This is a genomic window from Flavobacterium sp. W20_MBD1_R3 (assembly GCF_052119725.1).
In the GTDB taxonomy this organism is placed as follows: Bacteria; Bacteroidota; Bacteroidia; order Flavobacteriales; family Flavobacteriaceae; genus Flavobacterium.
In genome coordinates this window covers 443,493-464,699 of sequence record NZ_JBGQOR010000001.1, presented here as the reverse complement: position 1 = coordinate 464,699, position 21,207 = coordinate 443,493, and the positions used below count along the sequence as shown (strand labels likewise).

General features: G+C 31.9%; 23 protein-coding genes. 18 read left to right on the top strand and 5 right to left on the bottom strand.

The features are described from left to right. Positions 1-6 precede the first annotated feature (6 nt). Positions 7-702, bottom strand: coding sequence for a LytR/AlgR family response regulator transcription factor (locus ACEN2F_RS01980; protein ID WP_441735345.1), 696 nt, complete (start codon positions 700-702; stop codon positions 7-9). Positions 703-870: 168 nt separating this feature from the next. Here ACEN2F_RS01980 and rpsF point away from each other — a divergent pair, with 168 nt between their 5' ends. The 6 genes from rpsF to ACEN2F_RS01950 all read left to right on the top strand — a co-directional run bounded on the left by rpsF (position 871) and on the right by ACEN2F_RS01950 (position 5,426). Beyond that, positions 871-1,212: a 30S ribosomal protein S6 gene (gene rpsF / locus ACEN2F_RS01975; protein WP_035671622.1), complete on the top strand. Its 342-nt coding sequence runs from the start codon at positions 871-873 to the stop codon at positions 1,210-1,212. A gap of 5 nt (positions 1,213-1,217) precedes the next feature. Next, positions 1,218-1,514: a 30S ribosomal protein S18 gene (gene rpsR, locus ACEN2F_RS01970; RefSeq protein ID WP_086454224.1), complete on the top strand. Its 297-nt coding sequence runs from the start codon at positions 1,218-1,220 to the stop codon at positions 1,512-1,514. 64 nt (positions 1,515-1,578) lie between these two features. After that, entirely contained in the window at positions 1,579-2,022 is a 444-nt protein-coding gene (gene rplI / locus ACEN2F_RS01965) for a 50S ribosomal protein L9 (RefSeq protein ID WP_441735342.1), read from the top strand. Positions 2,023-2,167: 145 nt separating this feature from the next. After that, a complete protein-coding gene (locus ACEN2F_RS01960) occupies positions 2,168-2,641 on the top strand; it encodes a DUF6495 family protein (protein WP_441735339.1) in 474 nt (157 codons plus the stop codon). Between the two features lie 75 nt (positions 2,642-2,716). After that, positions 2,717-4,732: an NAD-dependent DNA ligase LigA gene (gene ligA / locus ACEN2F_RS01955; protein ID WP_441735338.1), complete on the top strand. Its 2,016-nt coding sequence runs from the start codon at positions 2,717-2,719 to the stop codon at positions 4,730-4,732. Continuing rightward, positions 4,689-5,426 carry a hypothetical protein gene (locus tag ACEN2F_RS01950; protein WP_441735335.1) on the top strand — a complete coding sequence of 246 codons (738 nt, stop codon included), beginning with the start codon at positions 4,689-4,691 and terminating at the stop codon, positions 5,424-5,426. The genes ligA and ACEN2F_RS01950 overlap by 44 nt, the downstream gene beginning before the upstream one ends. 83 nt (positions 5,427-5,509) lie before the next feature. Here the strand turns inward: ACEN2F_RS01950 and ACEN2F_RS01945 are convergent, their stop codons facing one another. After that, a complete protein-coding gene (locus tag ACEN2F_RS01945; RefSeq protein ID WP_441735332.1) occupies positions 5,510-6,421 on the bottom strand; it encodes a bifunctional metallophosphatase/5'-nucleotidase in 912 nt (303 codons plus the stop codon). Positions 6,422-6,560: 139 nt separating this feature from the next. After that, positions 6,561-7,340 carry a 5'-nucleotidase C-terminal domain-containing protein gene (locus ACEN2F_RS01940; protein ID WP_441735330.1) on the bottom strand — a complete coding sequence of 260 codons (780 nt, stop codon included), beginning with the start codon at positions 7,338-7,340 and terminating at the stop codon, positions 6,561-6,563. A 46-nt stretch (positions 7,341-7,386) separates the two neighbouring features. Between ACEN2F_RS01940 and ACEN2F_RS01935 the strand changes: the two genes are divergently transcribed. The 12 genes from ACEN2F_RS01935 to ACEN2F_RS01880 all read left to right on the top strand — a co-directional run bounded on the left by ACEN2F_RS01935 (position 7,387) and on the right by ACEN2F_RS01880 (position 19,347). Further along, positions 7,387-7,905, top strand: a complete 519-nt coding sequence (locus tag ACEN2F_RS01935) for a DUF6913 domain-containing protein (protein ID WP_441735328.1) — start codon at positions 7,387-7,389, stop codon at positions 7,903-7,905. Position 7,906: 1 nt separating this feature from the next. Further along, positions 7,907-8,788 carry a 4-hydroxy-tetrahydrodipicolinate synthase gene (dapA, locus tag ACEN2F_RS01930; protein ID WP_441735326.1) on the top strand — a complete coding sequence of 294 codons (882 nt, stop codon included), beginning with the start codon at positions 7,907-7,909 and terminating at the stop codon, positions 8,786-8,788. Between the two features lie 174 nt (positions 8,789-8,962). After that, positions 8,963-9,766, top strand: a complete 804-nt coding sequence (locus tag ACEN2F_RS01925; RefSeq protein WP_441735323.1) for an outer membrane protein assembly factor BamD — start codon at positions 8,963-8,965, stop codon at positions 9,764-9,766. Positions 9,767-9,770: 4 nt separating this feature from the next. After that, positions 9,771-10,088, top strand: coding sequence for a DNA-directed RNA polymerase subunit omega (locus ACEN2F_RS01920; protein ID WP_026709525.1), 318 nt, complete (start codon positions 9,771-9,773; stop codon positions 10,086-10,088). Positions 10,089-10,096: 8 nt separating this feature from the next. Next, positions 10,097-11,314 (top strand): bifunctional phosphopantothenoylcysteine decarboxylase/phosphopantothenate--cysteine ligase CoaBC, encoded by a 1,218-nt coding sequence (coaBC, locus tag ACEN2F_RS01915; protein ID WP_441735320.1) that lies wholly within the window; start codon positions 10,097-10,099, stop codon positions 11,312-11,314. 66 nt (positions 11,315-11,380) lie between these two features. Continuing rightward, positions 11,381-12,265 carry a DUF4835 family protein gene (locus tag ACEN2F_RS01910; RefSeq protein ID WP_441735318.1) on the top strand — a complete coding sequence of 295 codons (885 nt, stop codon included), beginning with the start codon at positions 11,381-11,383 and terminating at the stop codon, positions 12,263-12,265. A gap of 54 nt (positions 12,266-12,319) precedes the next feature. Beyond that, a complete protein-coding gene (gene recN, locus ACEN2F_RS01905; RefSeq protein ID WP_441735315.1) occupies positions 12,320-13,972 on the top strand; it encodes a DNA repair protein RecN in 1,653 nt (550 codons plus the stop codon). Between the two features lie 93 nt (positions 13,973-14,065). Next, positions 14,066-15,256, top strand: a complete 1,191-nt coding sequence (gene fabV / locus ACEN2F_RS01900) for an enoyl-ACP reductase FabV (protein ID WP_441735313.1) — start codon at positions 14,066-14,068, stop codon at positions 15,254-15,256. A gap of 128 nt (positions 15,257-15,384) precedes the next feature. Beyond that, positions 15,385-16,386: a glycosyltransferase gene (locus ACEN2F_RS01895; RefSeq protein ID WP_441735311.1), complete on the top strand. Its 1,002-nt coding sequence runs from the start codon at positions 15,385-15,387 to the stop codon at positions 16,384-16,386. Position 16,387: 1 nt separating this feature from the next. Further along, positions 16,388-16,972 (top strand): dephospho-CoA kinase, encoded by a 585-nt coding sequence (coaE, locus tag ACEN2F_RS01890; RefSeq protein ID WP_441735309.1) that lies wholly within the window; start codon positions 16,388-16,390, stop codon positions 16,970-16,972. Positions 16,973-17,043: 71 nt separating this feature from the next. Continuing rightward, complete coding sequence (locus ACEN2F_RS01885) at positions 17,044-18,627, top strand: sensor histidine kinase (RefSeq protein ID WP_441735307.1); 1,584 nt, start codon at positions 17,044-17,046, stop codon at positions 18,625-18,627. A gap of 3 nt (positions 18,628-18,630) precedes the next feature. Then, positions 18,631-19,347, top strand: a complete 717-nt coding sequence (locus tag ACEN2F_RS01880; RefSeq protein WP_441735304.1) for a response regulator transcription factor — start codon at positions 18,631-18,633, stop codon at positions 19,345-19,347. Positions 19,348-19,397: 50 nt separating this feature from the next. On the opposite strand, the gene ACEN2F_RS01875 is transcribed toward ACEN2F_RS01880, so the two are convergent. Further along, positions 19,398-20,138: an acyl-[acyl-carrier-protein] thioesterase gene (locus ACEN2F_RS01875; protein ID WP_441735302.1), complete on the bottom strand. Its 741-nt coding sequence runs from the start codon at positions 20,136-20,138 to the stop codon at positions 19,398-19,400. A gap of 52 nt (positions 20,139-20,190) precedes the next feature. Continuing rightward, positions 20,191-21,108 carry a tRNA (adenosine(37)-N6)-dimethylallyltransferase MiaA gene (gene miaA, locus ACEN2F_RS01870; protein WP_441735300.1) on the bottom strand — a complete coding sequence of 306 codons (918 nt, stop codon included), beginning with the start codon at positions 21,106-21,108 and terminating at the stop codon, positions 20,191-20,193. Between the last annotated feature and the right edge of the window lie 99 nt (positions 21,109-21,207).

Below are 21,207 nucleotides of genomic sequence, written 5' to 3'. Positions count from 1 at the left end.
AAGGAATTAAGAGAATGAAAGTGCTCGAACTAAATCTTCTTTTTTATGACGGCTTAAAGGAATTTTTGTCATTCCAATTTCGGCATATTTACTGTTAAAACGTTCTACTTTATCGATGTTAATAATATAAGATTTATGTACTCTAACGAATTTTTCTTTTGACAAGTCATTTTCAAAAGATTTCATTGTAGAAAGTACAAGATTGCTATCCTCTTCGGTAACAACTCTAACATAATCACCAAATGCCTCAATCCATTTTATTTTAGAGGTAAAGATTTTTAGTTTTTTCAAATTACTTTTGATAAAAATATGTTCACCTTCATCTTCTTTGTTCTCTTTTTTTAGCAAATGAAAATCGATAGCTCTTTTAACCGAAGCGTTGAATCGATCAATTGCTATTGGTTTTTGAAGATAATCTGTCGCGTCATAGTCAAATGCTTTCATGGCATATTCGGCCTTAGAAGTGATAAAAACAATTTGAGGTTTTACTTTTAATCCATCTAAAAAATCAAAACCACTGATCACCGGCATTTCGATATCCAGAAATATTAAGTCTACATTATGAATAGACATGCAGCTTTTTGCTTCAATAGCGTTAGAAAAATCGCCTATTAGGTGCAAATTTTGGTGATTATTAACTAACTTTGCAATAATCATTCTCTGGATAGAACTATCATCTACTACAACACAGTTTAGTTTCATACTATTTATTATTAGATTTGGTTAGGTAAATTTACTATTTTTTTATTTTAAAAAAAAACTAATCTTTTTGATTTTTTTTTTATTTCACAGCGAATAATACTAAATAAGGTTTGTGAAATAAGAAATATTGTTTACTTTTGCACCCAAATAACAAATAAATATATTTTTATGAATCATTATGAAACTGTTTTCATTTTAAATCCCGTTTTATCTGAAGTTCAGGTAAAGGAAACAGTAAGCAAATTTGAAGATTTTCTTACTAGTAGAGGAGCAGAAATGGTGTCGAAAGAAGACTGGGGCCTAAAAAAAATGGCGTACGAAATTCAAAACAAAAAAAGTGGTTTTTACCATTTATTCGAATTCAAAGTAGCTGGAGAAGTTCTAATTGCTTTTGAAACTGAATTTAGACGTGATGAAAGAGTTATGCGTTTCTTGACTGTAAGTCTTGATAAACATGCTATTTCTTGGGCTGAAAGAAGAAGAACTAAATTAAAATCTACAAAAGCTTAATTATTATGGCAACATTACAACAATCGGCTTCAGGAAAAAAAGACGGAGATATCAGATATCTTACTCCTTTGAACATAGAAACTAACAAGACCAAAAAGTATTGTCGTTTCAAAAAATCAGGTATCAAATATATTGATTATAAAGATGCTGATTTCTTATTGAAATTTGTTAATGAACAAGGAAAAATTCTTCCACGTCGTTTAACAGGAACTTCATTAAAGTACCAAAGAAAAGTGTCTGTAGCTGTCAAAAGAGCGCGTCACATTGCTCTTATGCCATACGTGGCGGATTTACTAAAATAAAAAATTAACTCAGTTGTTGGTTTTCTGAAACATGAAACCTAACTTCTATATAAAGGACAACAACATGGAACTTATATTAAAACAAGACGTTCAAAATTTAGGATTTAAAGATGATATTGTAACGGTGAAAAATGGTTACGGACGTAACTTTTTAATTCCTCAAGGTCATGCACATTTAGCAACATCTTCTGCAAAGAAAGTATTAGCTGAAAACCTAAAACAAAGAGCACATAAAGAAGCAAAAGTAGTAGCAGATGCACAAGCATTAGCAGAAGCTTTAAAAGCTATTGAAATTAAAATATTTGCAAAAGCAGGTGGTGAAAAATTATTCGGTTCAATCACGAATATTGATATTGCTGCGGCTTTAGCTAAAGGTGGTCAAGTAATTGACAGAAAATTCATTACTAGTGGGATCGTTAAACGTACAGGGAAATATGCTGCTAGCGTTAGATTACACAGAGATGTAATTATTGAATTGCCTTATGAAATTGTTGCTGAAAATGCATAATTCATAAATTTATATAATTAAATCCCGATGGAAGTCGGGATTTTTTTTGTTTAATGGTATTGCTACGAGCCAAACAATTACATTATTATTATTATTATTAATTTTTAACTAATGGGAACAGGATTGCTTCGTTCCTCGCAATGACATGAAATACTCAAGACTAACTAAAGAACAATTTGAGGAATTGAACCAAGAATTCAGTACTTTTCTCGCTACTCAGGCGATCGACAAAGCAGAATGGGATACGATTAAAGCTTCAAAACCAGAAGTTGCTGAACAAGAATTAGATGTTTTTTCTGATTTAGTGTGGGAAGGAGTTTTGACAAAAGCAGAATATTTAGAACATTTTTCTAAAAATCATATTTTCCTTTTTCAGTGTTTTGATACACATGTTCAGTCGATTGTTTTAAAGTCATTGGTTCCTGAAACTAATTTTTTGACGCGAGAAGGACTGCAATGGCTTAGCGATAATATGTTTACCGATACTATTGAAATGAAAGTTGGAAAAAAGGAGTTTACAGAAGAACGTAACACTTCAATTTTTGAATTAATACAACAAGGTTCCTTTTTGAGTGATGGTCTTTTGTACCAGCAAATAAATACAATTATTGCGTCATAATTGTGTTGCAGTTTCTTTTAATTTGGTTATTTTAGTGTGTTTTTTCAAAATTATAAGTGCCAATTTTTATTTTCTATGGATATTCAAAATACGATTCAAAAATTAAGGGAAGAATTAAATCAACATAATTATAATTATTATGTTTTGGATAATGCGATAATATCTGACTTTGAATTCGATGTAAAATTAAAACAACTTCAAGAGTTAGAAAATAAGTATCCTGAATATTTTGACGATAATTCTCCTACACAACGAGTAGGAGGCACCATTACTAAAAATTTTCAAACTGTTCCTCACGAACACAGAATGTATTCTCTTGACAATTCGTATTCGAAGGAGGATCTTATTGATTGGGAAAAACGTATTCAAAGGGTTCTAGGCGATGTTCCAATAGAATATACGTGCGAGTTAAAATACGATGGTGCATCAATAAGCATTACTTACGAAAATGGAAAACTAAAGCGAGCTGTAACTCGCGGAGATGGTTTTCAAGGAGACGATGTAACTAATAATATCAAAACCATAAGGTCGATTCCGTTACAATTGAAAGGAAATTTTCCTACTACATTTGATGTGCGTGGCGAGATTATCTTGCCTTTTGCCGGTTTTGAAAAAATGAACCAAGAATTAATTGAAATTGGTGAATTACCATATTCAAATCCGAGAAACACGGCTTCGGGAAGTTTAAAATTGCAAGATAGTGCCGAAGTAGCAAAAAGACCTTTAGATTGCTTGTTGTACTTTATAATTGGAAATAACCTTCCTTTTAAATCACAATTTGAAAGTTTAGAAACGGCAAGAAAATGGGGATTTAAAGCTCCAAAGGAAGCAAAGCTGGCGCATAACTTAGATGAGGTTTTTCAATACATTGATTATTGGGATACGCACAGGCATACGCTTCCTTATGAAACCGATGGAGTAGTGGTAAAAGTTAATTCTTTCTATTATCAGGATGAATTAGGCTTTACAGCTAAATCTCCTCGGTGGGCAATTGCCTATAAATTCAAATCTGAACAGGTTTCGACGCATTTAAAGTCCATTTCGTATCAAGTTGGACGAACAGGATCTATAACGCCAGTTGCTAATTTAGAACCGGTTCAATTGGCAGGAACTATTGTGAAGCGAGCTTCTTTGCATAATGCGGATCAAATTGAAAAATTAGATATCCGTGTTGGTGACACCGTTTTTGTTGAAAAAGGAGGAGAGATTATTCCTAAAATTATTGCTGTGGATTTGAGTAAGCGTCCTGAAAACTCAGTACCTACAATATATATTAGTCGTTGTCCGGAATGTCAAACTGAATTAATTAGAGGTGAAGGAGAAGCCAATCATTATTGTCCTAATTTTTATGGCTGCCCACCTCAGATTATTGGTAGAATCCAGCATTTTATTTCGAGAAAGGCAATGGATATTGAGGGGATTGGAAGCGAGACAGTTACTTTGCTTTTTAATAATGGTTTAGTACATAATTATGCAGACTTGTACGAATTAACAGTAGATCAAATTCTTCCTTTAGAACGGATGGCTCAAAAATCAGCTGAAAATTTAGTAAATGGTGTTGCTAATTCAAAGAATATTCCTTTTGAACGCGTTCTCTATGCTCTTGGAATCCGTTTTGTGGGTGAAACTGTCGCTAAAAAACTAGCCAAACATTATAAGAATATTAATGCTTTGCGTCAGGCTACTTTGATGGATTTAGTCTTAGTAGATGAAATTGGAGAACGAATTGCCCAAAGTGTTATTGATTTTTTTCAAAATCACGACAATATAGTCAGCATTGATAGGCTCAAAAAGTATGGAATACAATTTGAAATCATTGAAAAAATAAATCTAAATGCTACCGATAAACTTGTAGGGAAAACGTTTGTAGTTTCAGGTGTTTTTACAAGATTTTCAAGAGATGATTTAAAACAAGCTATTGAAGATAATGGAGGTAAAGTGGGAAGCGCTATTTCAGCAAAAACGAATTATGTTATTGCAGGAGACAATATGGGACCAGCTAAATTAGAAAAAGCAGATAAATTGAAGGTTCCCATAATTTCAGAAGATGATTTTATGTCAATGCTTGATGATAACAATGTGGATGTTTAGATTGACTAAGAAAAACGGAATAGTATTAGAGAACACTTTTATTGGCTTGTACTTTTCTTTTGCTGTTATTGAAATTTTAGCAGAAATTATTTCTTTTGAACCACTATTATTTGCTTTTAGACCACTTACTTTAATGCTCTTAATGTGTTTGTATTGGATTACTTCCAAAGAAAGGAGTTTTGTTTTTTTTACTACGATTTTCTTTGCTCTAGTTTCTAGTATTGTAATGGAAATAGATCCTGATAAGCTATTGCTATATGGTGTTATTAGTTTTGTAGTGCACCGAATGATTCTTATTTTTTATATTTTAAAACTTAACAAGACTAAAGATTTCATACCTATTATAATTGCATTTTTTCCATTTATTTTTATTTTTTCATATCTGATTTCTTCATCAGTTGAAATTCCTGAGGGCAGCTATAACTATTTGGTTATTCAAAATATTTTAGTGTCCATAATTGGTGGTATTGTTTTATCAAATTATTTTATGAACGAAACTAAAGAGAGTCCTTGGCTGTCCATATTTGGTTTGTTGTCAATAGGACTTTACTTTATTGTATTTATAGAAAAATGGTTTTCAGCTAATTTAACCATTACCTATTTTAGACCATTGGGAATGATATTGCATGTTATGGCATACTATTCTTTTTATAAATTTGTAATAGATTCAGAAAAATCAATTACAGAAATCTAATATTTATAAAGAATCTTTGTGTTTTGTTTATTAACAACTTAAAAGAGTAGAATCTGATTTTTTCAATAGGAAATCTGTGGAACTTACACTATTATTGATTTACCTTCAAAAGCTTTTGACTTGTTGTTATCTACATAGAAATCTATTCTTCCCAGATTTATACCGTAGCAACCTACCTGATTTACTAAAACGTCTTGTCCAACGAGATTCTTTTTAACGGTTGGTTTATCGAGAAAAGTATGGGTGTGACCACCAATAATTAAATCTATATCCTGAGTTAACTCGGCTAATTTTAAATCACAAATTTTGGTGGACTCATTTCTGTATTGATAACCTAAATGTGATAGACAAATTACAATATCACATTGCTGTTCTTTCTTTAAAATCCGAACCATATCTTGAGCTGCTTCTACTGGGTCATTGTAAATTGTCTCCTTGTACATTCCCTTGTCAACTAATCCTGCAAGCTCAATTCCAAGACCAAAAACACCAACTTTTAATCCGTTTTTGTTGAATATTTTATAGGGTTTTACAAAACCATTCATTACAGTGTTTTTAAAATCGTAATTAGCGGATAGAAACTCAAATTTAGCGTGTGGCATTTGCGCATGTAAACCTTCAACACCATTGTCAAAATCATGGTTTCCTATTGTAGAGGCATCATACTGCATCATGCTCATCAATTTGAACTCTAATTCACCGCCATAATAATTAAAATAAGGCGTTCCTTGAAAAATATCACCAGCATCAAGCAACAACACGTTTGGATTTTCTGTTCGAATTGTTTCAATCAAGGCTGCTCGGCGCGCTACACCACCCATATTTGCATTTCTGGGATGATCAGACGGAAAAGGATCTATATAACTATGTACATCATTAGTGTGTAAAACCGTCAAATGTTTAGTCTTAGACGATTCAAAACTGCTTAGTGATAAACCTAAACTTAATAAAGCTGAACTCGCAGCTGTTTTTCCTATAAATTCTCTTCTTTTCATTTTATGTTTTTTTGTAACCGCTTCGCCCTTTTCATTACAATCTTTTTGATCGTAAACAAACAATGCAAAAGGATTTTTATTTTAAATTTTATTTTCGGTTGTTTTAGAATGTTCTCACTGAACTCTAAAACCTTGTTTTTTATTCAACCATTATTCGAACATCCTTGAGTACCGGAATGGTATCCACTTCTTTGAAATAATCAATAAGAATGTTACGTAATTTATAATTTAGGTCATATTTCATGATTCCTTTTTTAAAGAAATTCATGTTATCGCCACCATTTGCTAAATAATCATTAGTTCCTACATAATAAAGAGTATCTTTTTGAACCGGTTTTCCTTGAACTAAAATATTTTTTGGAAGATTATTTTTGTCAATGGTAAAGGTTAATCCTGATAATGGATGTGGTTTTTTTTCGGCAATAAAGTAATCTACGATTTCAAGAATTTGTTCCCCTTTTAGAGCAATAACAACGAGACTGTTTTCAAAAGGCATAATTTCAAAAGCGGTTCTCGCTGTTACATTTCCCTTTGGAAGTATAGCACGAATTCCTCCGCTATTGAGCAAACAAATATCGATTTTCTTTTTTTCTCTCATTTCAAAAACCACGTTTCCTTTGTTTAAAGTAACATCGGCCATCAAATTGCCAATTGTACTTTGCCATTTCCCAGAACTCTTATCCAATGTTTCCGGACAATAAGCCAGTACACTGTCTAGATCTTTATTGATGCGTTCCCGATATGGTTTGATGAAATTTTCTATTTGAGGTACTTGATTTCCCTTTTCAGTTATCGGGATTTGTTTTCCTTCTATTTTAGTAATGTAATAATTTTGTTTGCTACACGAAACAACAAACAAAAATGTTAAGAATATAACAAAAAGTTTAGAAACGTCGTTATACTTTTTTAGATTTACCATTTTAAATGCGACTAATTAATTAATTTTGTAATCAAGTAAAAGTACTATGTTTTTAAATTATATAAAGGATTTTATTGTAAAAAAAACATTAAAAAATAGCTTTCAAAATTTAAAAAATGATGATTCTATTAGTGCTGTGCAAACAATTGGTTTAGTTGTTAATACAATAGATTTTGCCGATACAGAATTACTAGTCAAGGAAATTATGTCCTACGGTATTTTGCCTGAAAACATTACAATAATTGGTTTCAATGTTAATTCAATGGTAGGTGACGGTAAGAATTATCATTTGTTTAGCACTCGAATTCTCAATTGGAAAGGACAAATTGTCTCTACAGAAGTAAATGATTTTATGAACAAAAAGTTTGACCTATTAATCAGCTATTACGACGTAGAGAAAGCAATTTTGTTGCTAATTACACATAATTCAAAAGCGCAATTCAAGGTGGGTTTTTCCTCAATTGATAAACGATTCAACCATTTTATGATCAAGACACACGTCACTAACTACCATGTTTTTGTAACGGAATTATTTAAATATTTAAAATTATTAAACAAAATATAATATGCAATCATTAATAGGAACAGGTGTTGCTCTTGTAACTCCTTTTAAACAAGATTTTTCAATTGATACTGAAGCATTAAAAAAAATAGTAAATTTTTCAATCGATGGTGGAATTGAATATCTAGTTATATTAGGTACAACTGCAGAAAATGCAACTTTATCACCCGATGAAAAGGAATTAGTAATTCGTACCGTAATCGACGCTAATAATGGTGTTTTGCCGTTAATACTTGGTGTTGGTGGCAACAACACGTTGAAAGTTGTTGACGAATTGAAAACAAGAGATTTGTCAGCTTTTGCAGCTATACTTTCAGTATCTCCCTATTATAATAAGCCAACGCAGGAAGGTATTTATCAACATTTTAAAGCAGTTGCCGAAGCCTCTCCAATTCCAGTAATATTATATAATGTTCCAGGTAGAACGGCGAGTAATATGTTGCCTTCAACCGTTTTGCGTTTAGCAAATGATTTTGAAAATATTGTAGCGATCAAGGAAGCGGCAGGAGATCTAGTTCAGGCGATGCAATTATTAAAAGACAAACCAAAAGATTTTTTAGTAATTTCCGGGGATGATATGATTGCTTTGCCAATGGTTTTAGCGGGAGGTGCAGGCGTGATTTCTGTAATTGGACAAGGTTTTCCTAAAGAATTTTCTGAAATGATTCGTTTGGGATTAAATCGTAAAGTGGATGAAGCTTTTAAAACGCAGTATCTATTAACAGATTGTATCAATATGATTTTTGAACAAGGAAATCCAGCAGGTATCAAACAAGTGTTTCTTTCACTAGGAATTTCAGAAAATACGGTGAGGTTACCTTTAGTTAAGGTAGATGATGATTTAGCCGACAGAATCGATCAATTTGTAAAAAAAATCAGTAAATAGAGTAAAATAGCAGTGTTTTTTTAAACAAAAAATATATTTTGAAGTCGCTAAATTAATAACTAAATTTGCCACCGAAACTTCGGTATGATTTCGTAGGTTGTTTCAACCAAAGAAAGCATTATAAAAGTGAAAAAAGGAAATCAAAGATTCACGAAATCTAAAAAACAATATTAAATGTTGAGTAAAAAAATAATATCTCTACTACTTCTTGTGGTTATTTTTAGTTCTTGTAACGAATACCAAAGAGCACTAAAATCCGAAGATGTAGCTGTCAAGTTTGACATGGCAACTAAATTATACGATGCGGGTAAGTATTCAAAAGCAATACGTATTTTTGAGCAAATTGGTCCAGCTTACAGAGGAAAGCCTCAAGCCGAAAAATTATTTTATATGTTTGCTCAATCCTATTACAAAACAAAACAATATTATTTAGCAGGATACCAATTTGAAAGTTTTGTTTCTGGATATCCTAAAAGTGAAAAGTTACAAGAAGCGGCATATTTAGGTGCAAAAAGTTATTCTATGTTATCGCCTATGTATAGCTTAGACCAAACCGATACAAACAAAGCATTAGATAAATTGCAAGCATTTATCGATACGTATCCTAATTCAGAATATATGGCAGATGCCAATAGTTCCGTTCAAGTGCTGAGTGAAAAAATTCAAAAAAAAGTATTTGAAAATGCTAAAGGGTACAATACTATTTCTGATTTCAAGTCAGCGATAATTGCTTTAGATAACTTTGTAGCTGATTACCCAGGAACACCATTTAAAGAAGATGCTTTGTATTATAAATTAGATTCCGCATACCAATTGGCCATTAATAGTGTTCCTTCAAAAATGGAAGAGCGTTTGAATGTTGCCAAAACAGCACATGCGAATTTGTTGAAATTTAATACAGATACTAAATATAAAAAAGTAGCAAACCAAATGTTAGCTCAAATAGAAAACGATTTACAAAAATTTACAAATAAATAAAGTCATGGATTTAAAAAAGACGAATGCTCCAGTAAATACAATAACATACAACAAAACTGTTATTGAAGAACCTACTGGTAATGTATATGAAGCAATAACCATTATGGCTAAAAGAGCAAACCAAATCAATTCTGAAATTAAAAAAGAATTGACTGAGAAATTGGAAGAATTTGCGACATATAATGATAGTCTTGAGGAAGTTTTTGAAAATAAAGAACAAATTGAGGTTTCTAAGTTTTACGAAAAACTACCAAAGCCTCACGCTTTAGCAGTACAAGAATGGTTGGATGGTAAAATATACCACAGAGATTCAAATAAATAACAGGTACTATGTCAGTTTTAAACGGTAAGAAAATTTTACTAGGAGTTTCCGGTGGAATTGCAGCCTATAAAACCGCTTCATTAGTACGACTTTTTATAAAAGCAGGTGCGCATGTCCAAGTGATAATGACACCTGCTTCTAAGGATTTTGTAACTCCTCTTACATTGTCTACTTTATCTAAAAATCCGGTGTATTCCAGTTTTTATAATGAAGAAGATGAAAATGAAAAATGGAATAATCATGTTGAATTAGCACTTTGGGCTGATTTGATGATTATTGCGCCAGCTACAGCAAATACGTTGTCTAAAATGACTAGTGGTACTTGTGATAATCTGTTGATTGCAGCCTATCTATCTGCTAAATGTCCAGTATATTTTGCTCCAGCAATGGATTTAGATATGTATAAACATCCGTCAACAATTGCTAATTTCTATTCATTGGCCCAGTTTGGTAATGTAATAATACCTGCTGAAACAGGCGAATTAGCAAGTGGATTATCTGGAGAAGGTAGGATGGCGGAACCAGAGAATATTGTGGCTTTTATAGAGGATGATTTAAGTAGTAAATTACCACTTAAAGGAAAAAAAATCTTGGTAACTGCTGGGCCTACTTATGAAGCAATCGATCCTGTTCGTTTTATAGGTAATCATTCTTCAGGTAAAATGGGTTATGATATTGCTACATGTGCTGCCAATTTGGGAGCAGCTGTAATTTTAGTCTCTGGACCAACAAATTATAATGTTTCAAATCCTTTGATTACGATTATTAATGTAATCTCCGCAGAAGAAATGTACGTCGCTTGTCATCAGTTTTTTGGGGATGTAGATGTGGCTATAGCAGCAGCAGCTGTTGCAGATTACAAACCAAAGAATATTGCGAAACAAAAAATTAAAAAAGCCGCTGATAATTTTGTCATTGAACTCGAGAAAACGAAAGACATTTTAGCGTCTTTGGGTGCACTAAAGAAAAATCAGTTTCTGATAGGTTTTGCTTTGGAAACAGAAAATGAAATTGAAAATGCAAAACAAAAAATTCAGAAAAAAAACTTAGATTTGATAGTTTTAAACTCGCTGCAGGATCAGGGTGCTGGTTTTGGAAAACCAACAAATAAAGTTACTTTTATCGATCAGTTTTTTAATCAGGAACCGATGGAATTAAAGTCAAAAGAATCCGTTGCGGAAGATATACTCAATAAAGTAATAGCACATTTTGAAAAACTAAAGTAGTGTATGATAATGTAAGAGTCAGTTATAGTTGTGATTGATAGTGATAATAAAAATGGAAATCTACAGATGAATAAAATACTTACTTTTTTGCTGCTTTTTATTTTTGGATTTGTCCAAGCACAACAATTAAATTGTACGGTCACTGTAGATGCGCAACGATTGAGTGTAACCAATCAACAGGTTTTTAAAACATTACAGACTTCAATCGGTGAGTTTGTAAATAAAACAGATTGGACTGGTCAAGCGGTCAAACAAAACGAAAAAATTAACTGTTCGCTTTATATCACCGTTTCTGCCAATAATTCAGACCAATTTATTGCTACTATCCAGGTGCAATCATCAAGACCTATTTTTAATTCCTCCTACGCTTCACCAGTTTTAAATTATAACGATAAAGACTTTAGTTTTAAATACACCGAGTTTGAAAATTTAATTTTTAATCCAACCAGCTTTGATTCTAATTTGGTTTCTGTTCTTTCTTTTTACAGTTATGTGATTTTGGGATTGGATGCGGATACATTTGTATTAGAATCGGGGAATTCTTATTTTGAAACTGCTCAAGATATCTTAAACATTGCACAACAGGGAGGTTCAAAAGGGTGGAGTCAAGCTGATGGAAATCAAAACCGATATTTTTTGGTCAACGATATTTTATCACCGGCTTTTAAACAAATCAGACAAACGATATTTGATTATCATACTGGCTTAGATTTAATGAGTCAAGATTTAAAAATGTCTAAAGAAAAAATAAAAGGATCATTAAATGATTTGGCTAAATTAAATGCTTCAAGGCCAAATGCTTTTTTGACTCGTGTCTTTTTTGATGCAAAATCAGATGAAATTGTATCTCTGTTCTCCGGTGGACCCAGCATACCTATTTCTGATTTAGTGGATAATCTGGTTAAAATCTCTCCTTTAAACGTTAGTAAATGGGCCTTGATTAAATATTAATTATTTTCCAATTTTAGTATAATTCTAGCTCATCATCACAAAAAATAAATAAAAATGATAACGTCACTTTCGATAAAAAACTATGCTTTAATAGAAAAATTGACTATCGATTTTTCAAAAGGTTTCTCTACGATTACTGGAGAAACGGGTGCTGGTAAATCTATAATTTTAGGCGCATTGGGATTGGTTTTAGGAAAAAGAGCTGATTTAACATCCTTAAAAAATAAAGAAGAAAAATGTGTCATTGAAGCCCATTTTGAAATTTCAAAATATAATTTGCGTCCATTTTTTGAGGCCAATGATTTAGATTTTGAAAACGAAACGATCATTAGACGTGAAATTTTGCCTTCAGGAAAATCACGCGCATTTGTAAACGACAGTCCCGTAAATCTTCAGGAGTTGCAGGAATTGAGCTTATTCTTGATTGATATTCATTCGCAACAGCAAACTCAAGAACTTTCAGATGAGAATGTACAGTTCGAAATTATAGATGCAATTGCCAATAATAAAGAAACAATTCTAGAATATCAGTCGCTTTTAAAAAGCTATAAGACGGATAAATCCAAATTAAATACGCTTTTAAAAAAGCAAAATGAATCTAAAAAAGAGCAGGAGTATAACACTTTCTTATTAGAGGAATTAATTGCTGCTCAATTAAAGTCAGGCGAGCAGGAAACTCTTGAGGTTGATTTTGAGAAGTTGAATAATGTTGAGATTATAAAAGAGTCTATCGATAAAGCTTTGGCTGTAGCCAATGAAGAACAGATTGGTGTTTTGTATAATTTGAATGAAATTAAAATTTCTTTACAAAAAATAAGTTCTTTTTCAACAGACTATAATTCTTTATTAGAACGGATTAGCAGTTTAACGATTGAGTTTGATGATATTTCGGATGAAATGAATCGCTGTTCCGAAAAATTGATAAATGATCCCGAACAATTGGATTTAATCAGTCAAAAGCTTCAGGTTATTTTTACTTTACAAAAGAAACATCAGGTTGCAACGGTAGATGAATTGCTGGAAATTCAATCTGACCTTGAGAATTCAGTTTTGGAATTAGGTACGATGGAAGAGGAGATTGCTGCATTGACCGTTTCTATCGAACAAAAAACAATCGAATTAGATGCTTTTTCGACTACAATTCATGCAAATAGATTAACGGCGATTCCAATTCTATCTCAAAAACTGATTATTATTCTTGAAACCTTAGGAATGCCAAATGTTCGTTTTAATATTGCTATAAAGACTACTGAAACCTATTTTGCAAATGGAAAGGATGAACTTCAGTTTTTGTTTTCAGCTAATAAAGGAACCAACTTTGGTTTATTAAAAAAAGTAGCTTCTGGCGGAGAAATGTCTAGGATCATGCTTGCTGTTAAAGCTATTTTGGCACAATACTCAAAACTGCCAACCTTAATTTTTGATGAAATAGATACCGGCGTTTCCGGTGAAATAGCCATAAGAATGGGTGAGATAATGAAAGAAATGAGTCAGGAAATGCAAATTTTTGCGATTACGCATCTACCACAAATTGCAGCTAAAGGAAATGCACATTTCAAAGTATTTAAATCGACTGTTGGGGAGGACACACAATCAGAATTGAAATTACTAAGTACCGACGAAAGAGTCGTTGAAATCGCTCAAATGCTGTCAGGTACTGTCGTGTCCGACTCCGCCTTAAATCATGCCAAAGCCTTGCTGAATTAATTTATTGCTTTATATTTGTCCCTTTTTATGGTGGTAAATAAATAGTAGAAAAGAGTATTTGAAGATTAATTAAATAAACGAATAACCAAAAATATGATTATTGAACCTAGAATGAGAGGATTTATTTGTACGACATCACACCCAAAAGGATGCGAACAAAATGTTAAAAATCAAATAGAATACGTTAAATCAAAAGGTTCGATAAACGGAGCTAAAAAAGTATTAGTAATTGGAGCTTCAACTGGTTTTGGTTTAGCTTCCAGAATATCAAGTGCTTTTGGTTCTGAAGCAGCTACAATTGGTGTGTTTTTTGAAAAAGCACCTTCTGAAGGAAAAACTGCTTCACCAGGTTGGTATAATTCTGCCGCTTTTGAAACGGAAGCACACAAAGTTGGTTTGTATGCAAAAAGTATCAATGGTGATGCATTTTCAAATGAAGTAAAGCAACAAGTAGTAAATCTTATCAAGGCTGATCTAGGTCAAGTAGACTTAATAATCTATAGTTTGGCTTCTCCTGTACGCATGCACCCGGTAACCGGTATTTTGCATCGCTCAGTTTTAAAACCTATAGGAAGTACTTTTACCAATAAAACAGTTGATTTTCATTCTGGAAAGGTTTCAGAAATTTCTATTGAACCCTGCAGTGGTGATGATATTGAAAATACAGTCGCTGTTATGGGTGGTGAAGATTGGGCCATGTGGATTGATGCTCTAAAAGCTGAAAATTTATTAGCACCTGGAGCTACAACGGTTGCTTATTCTTATATAGGACCATCATTGACCGAAGCAGTTTATAGAAAAGGGACAATTGGTCGTGCCAAAGATCATCTTGAAGCAACTGCATTTGCTATCACAGACAGTTTAGCTGGAATTGATGGAAAAGCATTTGTTTCGGTAAACAAAGCACTGGTTACACAAGCAAGTTCTGCTATTCCGGTTATTCCGTTGTATATTTCCTTATTGTATAAAATAATGAAAGAAGAGGGGATTCATGAAGGTTGCATCGAGCAAATTCAACGTTTGTACCAAGAACGATTGTTTACAGGAAATGAAGTTCCGGTTGATGAGAAAGGAAGAATTCGTATTGACGATCTAGAAATGCGAGCTGATGTACAAGAAAAAGTAGCTAAATTATGGAAAGAAGCTGTAACTGAAAATTTATCTGAAATAGGAGATTTAGTAGGATACAGAAAAGATTTTTACAACCTATTTGGTTTCGATGTGGATACTGTAGATTACAAAGCGGACACAAATGAAGTGGTAAATATAGAAAGTATATCTTAATTCAATAGTATCGCAAAATATTTTTTTGAAAACCATCAATTAATAGTTGATGGTTTTTTTATGGATAAAGATTATATTTGTTAAAAAATTTTCAAGACTTAAAATATAGTAACTCCACATCCTTATTTATGCTATTTTCCTTAATAATTCCAGTTTACAATCGTCCTGATGAAGTAGACGAGCTTTTAGAAAGTTTGTCCCGTACAACTTACAAAGAAATTTTTGAAATTGTACTAGTAGAAGATGGTTCTACATTATTATGTAAGGATATAGCCGATAAATATAAAGATAGACTTGACATTTCCTATTATTACAAAGAAAATTCAGGACCTGGTGACTCTAGAAATTATGGTATGAAAAATGCCAAAGGAGACTATTTTATTATTTTTGATTCGGATTGTATTATTCCAAAGGAGTATTTATTAGAAGTTGATATGGCTTTAAAGCAAAATTATGTAGATTGTTTTGGGGGTCCAGATAAAGCTTTGGATAGTTTTTCAGATATTCAAAAAGCAATTAATTTTGCAATGACTTCTTTTCTAACTACAGGCGGAATACGAGGCGGCTCTGAGAAAATTGATAAATTTCAACCTAGGAGTTTTAATATGGGATTATCTAGAAAAGCTTTCGAGGCTTCCAATGGTTTTGGAAATATTCATCCCGGTGAAGACCCTGATTTGTCAATTCGTTTGTGGAACTTGGGTTTTGAAACCAAACTTTTTCCAAAAGCATTTGTATATCATAAGCGAAGAATCGATTGGGAGAAGTTTTCAAGTCAGGTCAACAAATTTGGAAAAGCACGACCGATTTTAAATAGTTGGTATCCAAAGTACAATAAACTCACTTTTTTCTTTCCTTCGGTTTTTATTATTGGATTTTTCTTTTCAATGGTACTATTGTTAATCTTCAATTTTGATTATCTGCTTCAATTGTATTTTATTTATTTTTTGGTGCTCTTTCTGGTATCTTCTTATCAGAATAAAAGTATTAAGATAGGATATTTGTCAATTATAGCGGTTTGGAAACAGTTCTATGGGTACGGAACTGGCTTTATGCAATCCTATTATAAAGTTATTATTCTAAAGCAAAAACCGCAAGAAGCTTTTCCAGAATTATTTTTTAAAATATAAAATGACAAAAATTATTGGTTTAACAGGTGGAATAGGAAGTGGTAAAACCACGATCGCGAAGTATTTTCAATCTTTTGGGATTCCCGTTTACATTGCTGATGAAGAAGCAAAAAAAGTCATGCAATCGGTTGAAATTTTAAAAACTATAAAAAAAGAATTTGGTAGTGCTGTTTTTGATACTGATGTGTTGAATCGGGAAAAACTAGCTCAAATAGTATTTACTGAACCTTTAAAATTAGAAAAATTGAATACTATTGTTCATCCGGCTGTAAAAAAACATTTTGAGGAGTGGCTTTTGCAACAGACAAAGGTTCCTTTTATCATTTATGAAGCAGCTATTTTGTTTGAAAGCGGAAGGCATAAAGATTGTGATTTGATAATCACAGTTACAGCGCCAATAGAATCAAGAATTGAACGGGTAATGGCAAGAGATAAAACCACCCGAGATCTTGTTTTAAAACGAATAAATTCACAATGGACTGATAAACAAAGAATTGAAAGAAGTGATTTTGTAATTCAAAATTCTTCTTTCGAAACTGCAAAACGTGAAGCAGATAAAATTCTTAAAATATTAAAGATTGCATAAAAACAGGCATGATTGTTAATGTTTGGTTAATCTATTATTTAATATATTGTTAAAATGCTAAATTTGTTTCGATGAATAAACTTTTTTTTAGATTACTAGTTTTGTTAATGAGCTTGTCCTTGATTGGAATAATCTTGGTGCAAGTATATTGGTTCAATACCTCCTTTAAAAATAATGATGAGCAATTTAAGTTTCATGTAAAACAAGTAATCGCTAATGTAGCGAATAAACTTCAAAAACAAGAGGAGTATAATTTTTATGATAAAATAAATCATTATAAAGATAGTACCGGTAAAGTTCCTGAAAAGGACGATATACTAGAATTTTATTATGTGCAAAAAAATTCTAGAACAAATAAAACTATTGTTTATTCAAACAGTATAATATCAGAGGATTATAAAATTTCACCCACGTTCTTTGATAAGAAATTTGATAGCGAAAAGTTTAAAAATTTTAGTTCTAAACGAGTTACTGAAGTTTACAATAACAATTCGGTTGATAAATTAGGGGTAAATCGCAGTTTGATTCCAGATGTTAGAATTGAAAAATCTGGAAATTTAGATGTATTGGATAATGCTCTTTTTAAAATTTCGGCAAAAGATGTATTATCCGCAATGCCTTTAGAAGAACGCGTTTCTAGTGATGTTTTACAAAAACTGATCAAGAAAGAATTAGACGAGCATGGTATTGAAACTAAATTTGAATTTGGTATTTACAGTGATAATTTGGCAACTAAAATTAAATCAAATGCTTTTAAGTATGATAAAGATGCAACCTATTCAATTCCTGTTTTTATAGATAATGAAGGCAGTAGTAAATATGAATTATTAGTCACATTTCCACTTAAAAAGAAATTTTTATTATCAGAATTGGTAAGTATCACAGTGCTTTCAATTGTTTTTACTCTGATTATTTTAATTGCTTACTCTAGTGCGTTGAATCAATTAATCAGGCAACGTCAAATTTCTGAAATTAAAAATGATTTCATTAATAATATGACTCATGAGTTTAAAACTCCAATAGCGACAATTAATTTAGCTTTAGATGCCATAAAGAATCCTAAGATAATTGATGATAAGGAAAAGGTGTTGCGATACCTTCAGATGATTAAAGATGAGAATAAGCGCATGCATGCACAGGTAGAAAACGTACTGAGAATTTCTAAATTAGAAAAAAGAGAACTAGATATTATCAAAGAATCGCATAATGTTCACGATATCATCAATGAGGCTATTGAACATGTAAACTTAATATTAGAAGATAGAGAAGGAACTATTAGAAGCCATTTTGATGCCTTGAGGACTACTGTTTTGATCAATGATGTCCATTTTACTAATGTAATAGTAAATATTTTAGAAAATGCGATAAAATATTCACCAAACGTACCAGAAATTGACATTTGTACTGAAAATGTCAAAGATATGGTTATTATTAAAGTAAAAGATAATGGTTTAGGAATGAGTAAAGTTGCTCAAAAAAGAATTTTTGAAAAGTTTTATAGAGAACATACGGGTGACATTCATAATGTAAAAGGTCATGGATTAGGCCTAGCGTATGTTAAAAGAATTGTAGATGACCACAACGGTCAAGTTTATGTAGAAAGTGAAAAGGGAAAAGGGAGTACCTTCATAATAAAATTACCATTAATAAATTAGAATATGGAAAATGTAAATAAGAAAATACTTTTAGTTGAAGATGATTTAAATTTTGGAGCCGTTTTGAAAGACTATTTAATGCTAAATGATTTTGATGTCACTTTAGCAAAAAATGGAATGGAAGGATTCGAGAAATTCAAAAAGGATACTTATGATTTATGTATTCTGGATGTAATGATGCCTTATAAAGATGGTTATACTTTAGCAAAAGAAATTAGAGAAAAAAACAACGAAGTTCCTATCATTTTTCTTACTGCTAAATCGATGAAAGAGGACGTGTTAAGAGGTTATAAAGCTGGTGCGGATGATTACCTAAACAAACCTTTTGATTCCGAAGTATTGCTGATGAAAATTAAAGCAATAATTCAAAGAAAATCATCAGATACTAGAGCAGAGCAAGTTCAATTTGAATTCAATATTGGTAAATTCCACCTGAATTCAAAACTACGTTTCTTGACTTTTAATACTGATGAGCCTATCAAATTATCTCCAAAAGAAAATGATTTATTGAAGATGTTGATTCTTCATGAAAATGATTTAATGCCAAGAGAATTAGCGTTGACAAAAATATGGAGAGATGATAATTATTTCACGTCTAGAAGTATGGATGTGTATATCGCTAAGTTAAGAAAGTATTTGAAACTAGATGAAGATGTGGAAATTTTAAACATCCACGGTGAAGGATTTAGATTAGTTGTTAAGAATAAAGTAACAGAATAAATAGATATAAGCCTCAAGAAATTGAGGCTTTTTTTTTAGTTGTGATCTGTTTATTTCCAGTTTAATTGCAAAGCAAAACATGTTTTTTCGTCTTTTGTAATACTGAAAACAGTTTCACCTTTAGAACTATTTTCATGAATTATCACGTTGTCTTTTAGTGATAATTCCTTTAAGAAATTCATCTCAAAACTTTCGATTTTTTGATCCAGAATTAACTGTTCATCAACTAAGTCCATGCACCATTCCAGATATTTAACGTTATTTACATGATTGACAATGTCTAAATCAGATAAAAAAACGCTTTTTTCAAAAACCATTTCTTTTTCTTGATTAAAATTAATTTTAGAAAAACCTTCTTGAGTAGCTCTCTTTTCAGGATATAATTCAAAATGTTCAAATGGTAAAGCTAATGCTTCTGGCCGACGTTTTTTAGTATTAAAAACAGCCCAAAAAGTTTCGGAACCCACGATTTTTTTTCCATTTAGGTACATTTCTAACGCCCGTATTGAACGAGAATTTTCTAAGGAATTAATCCATGTTTTTACTGTTACGAGATCACCAGATTGCGGTAAACTTGTGATTTCAACTCGCATCCGACTCAACACCCAAGCTTGGTCATATTCTTGCATGTCAGTAAAGCTTATCCCCCCAGTTTCAGAGTGTGCCGATGCTGTTAATTGTAATATAGCGCATAAATCAGTGTATTTTAAAAATCCGTTTGGCGCGCACTGCGTAAAATTAATTTCCCAGTCTTTGCTAAGAATAGATGTGAAGTTAGGTGAAATTGGCATATAAATAATTATGAATTATAAATTTGGATTCTTAGATATGATATTTATTTGTTTACTTCTTTGATTTGATGTAATCTACAATAGTTTCATAAGGAGCTTCAAAATCAAACCATTTGGTATTTTCATTTCTTTTGAACCAAGTCAATTGGCGTTTGGAAAATCGTCTTGTATTTTTCTTTATTTCCTCAATGGCAAATTCTAATGAAATTTCTCGGTCAAAATAACGAAATAACTCTCGATAACCTACTGTTTGTAGTGCATTCAAGTCTTTATTTGGAAATAAAGTTTTGGCTTCAGCTAATAAGCCTTCGTTCATCATAATGTCAATGCGTTGATTAATCCGGGTATAAATTATTTTTCGATCAGCTTCCAGACCAATTAGGATAGGCATAAAGTTTCGGCTGTTTTGCTTTTGATTTAAAAAAGAAGAATACGGCTTTCCGGAACCCATACATACTTCTACAAACCGCATCATTCGCTGCGGATTTTGCAAGGTTTGTGGATTTGCAGCGGTTAAGGTTTTGTAATAATCAGGATCTAAAACTTCAAGTTTTTGTTGTAAATATCCAATTCCCAGTTTTTCATAATTAGTGGTAATTTCTGTACGAATTATTGAATCAATCTCAGGAAATTCATCAAAACCTTTTAAAATTGCATCGACATATAAACCAGAACCGCCAACGAGAATTGCATAATCATTAGTTAAAAATAATTCGTCCAGTTTTGCGATCGCTTCTTTTTCGAAATCTCCAACGGTATAATTGTCGAATATGGATTTGTTTTGGATGAAATGATGTCGAGCTGCAGCTAATTCTGCTTGGCTTGGTACTGCTGTTCCAATGGTCATTTCGTTGAAAAACTGTCGGCTATCACAGGATAAAATATCACACTTGAAATAATTAGCTAAAATGATGCTCAAGGAAGTTTTTCCTATGGCTGTGGGGCCAATAATTGTGATTAAGTATTTCATTTTTTTTTTAGCCCAGATGGAAACGAAAACCCCGGAGGTATTGCAGTTAGCTTTTCTAGGTATAAAAGAGCGACCAAAGGAAGCTCCTTTTATGCCTTA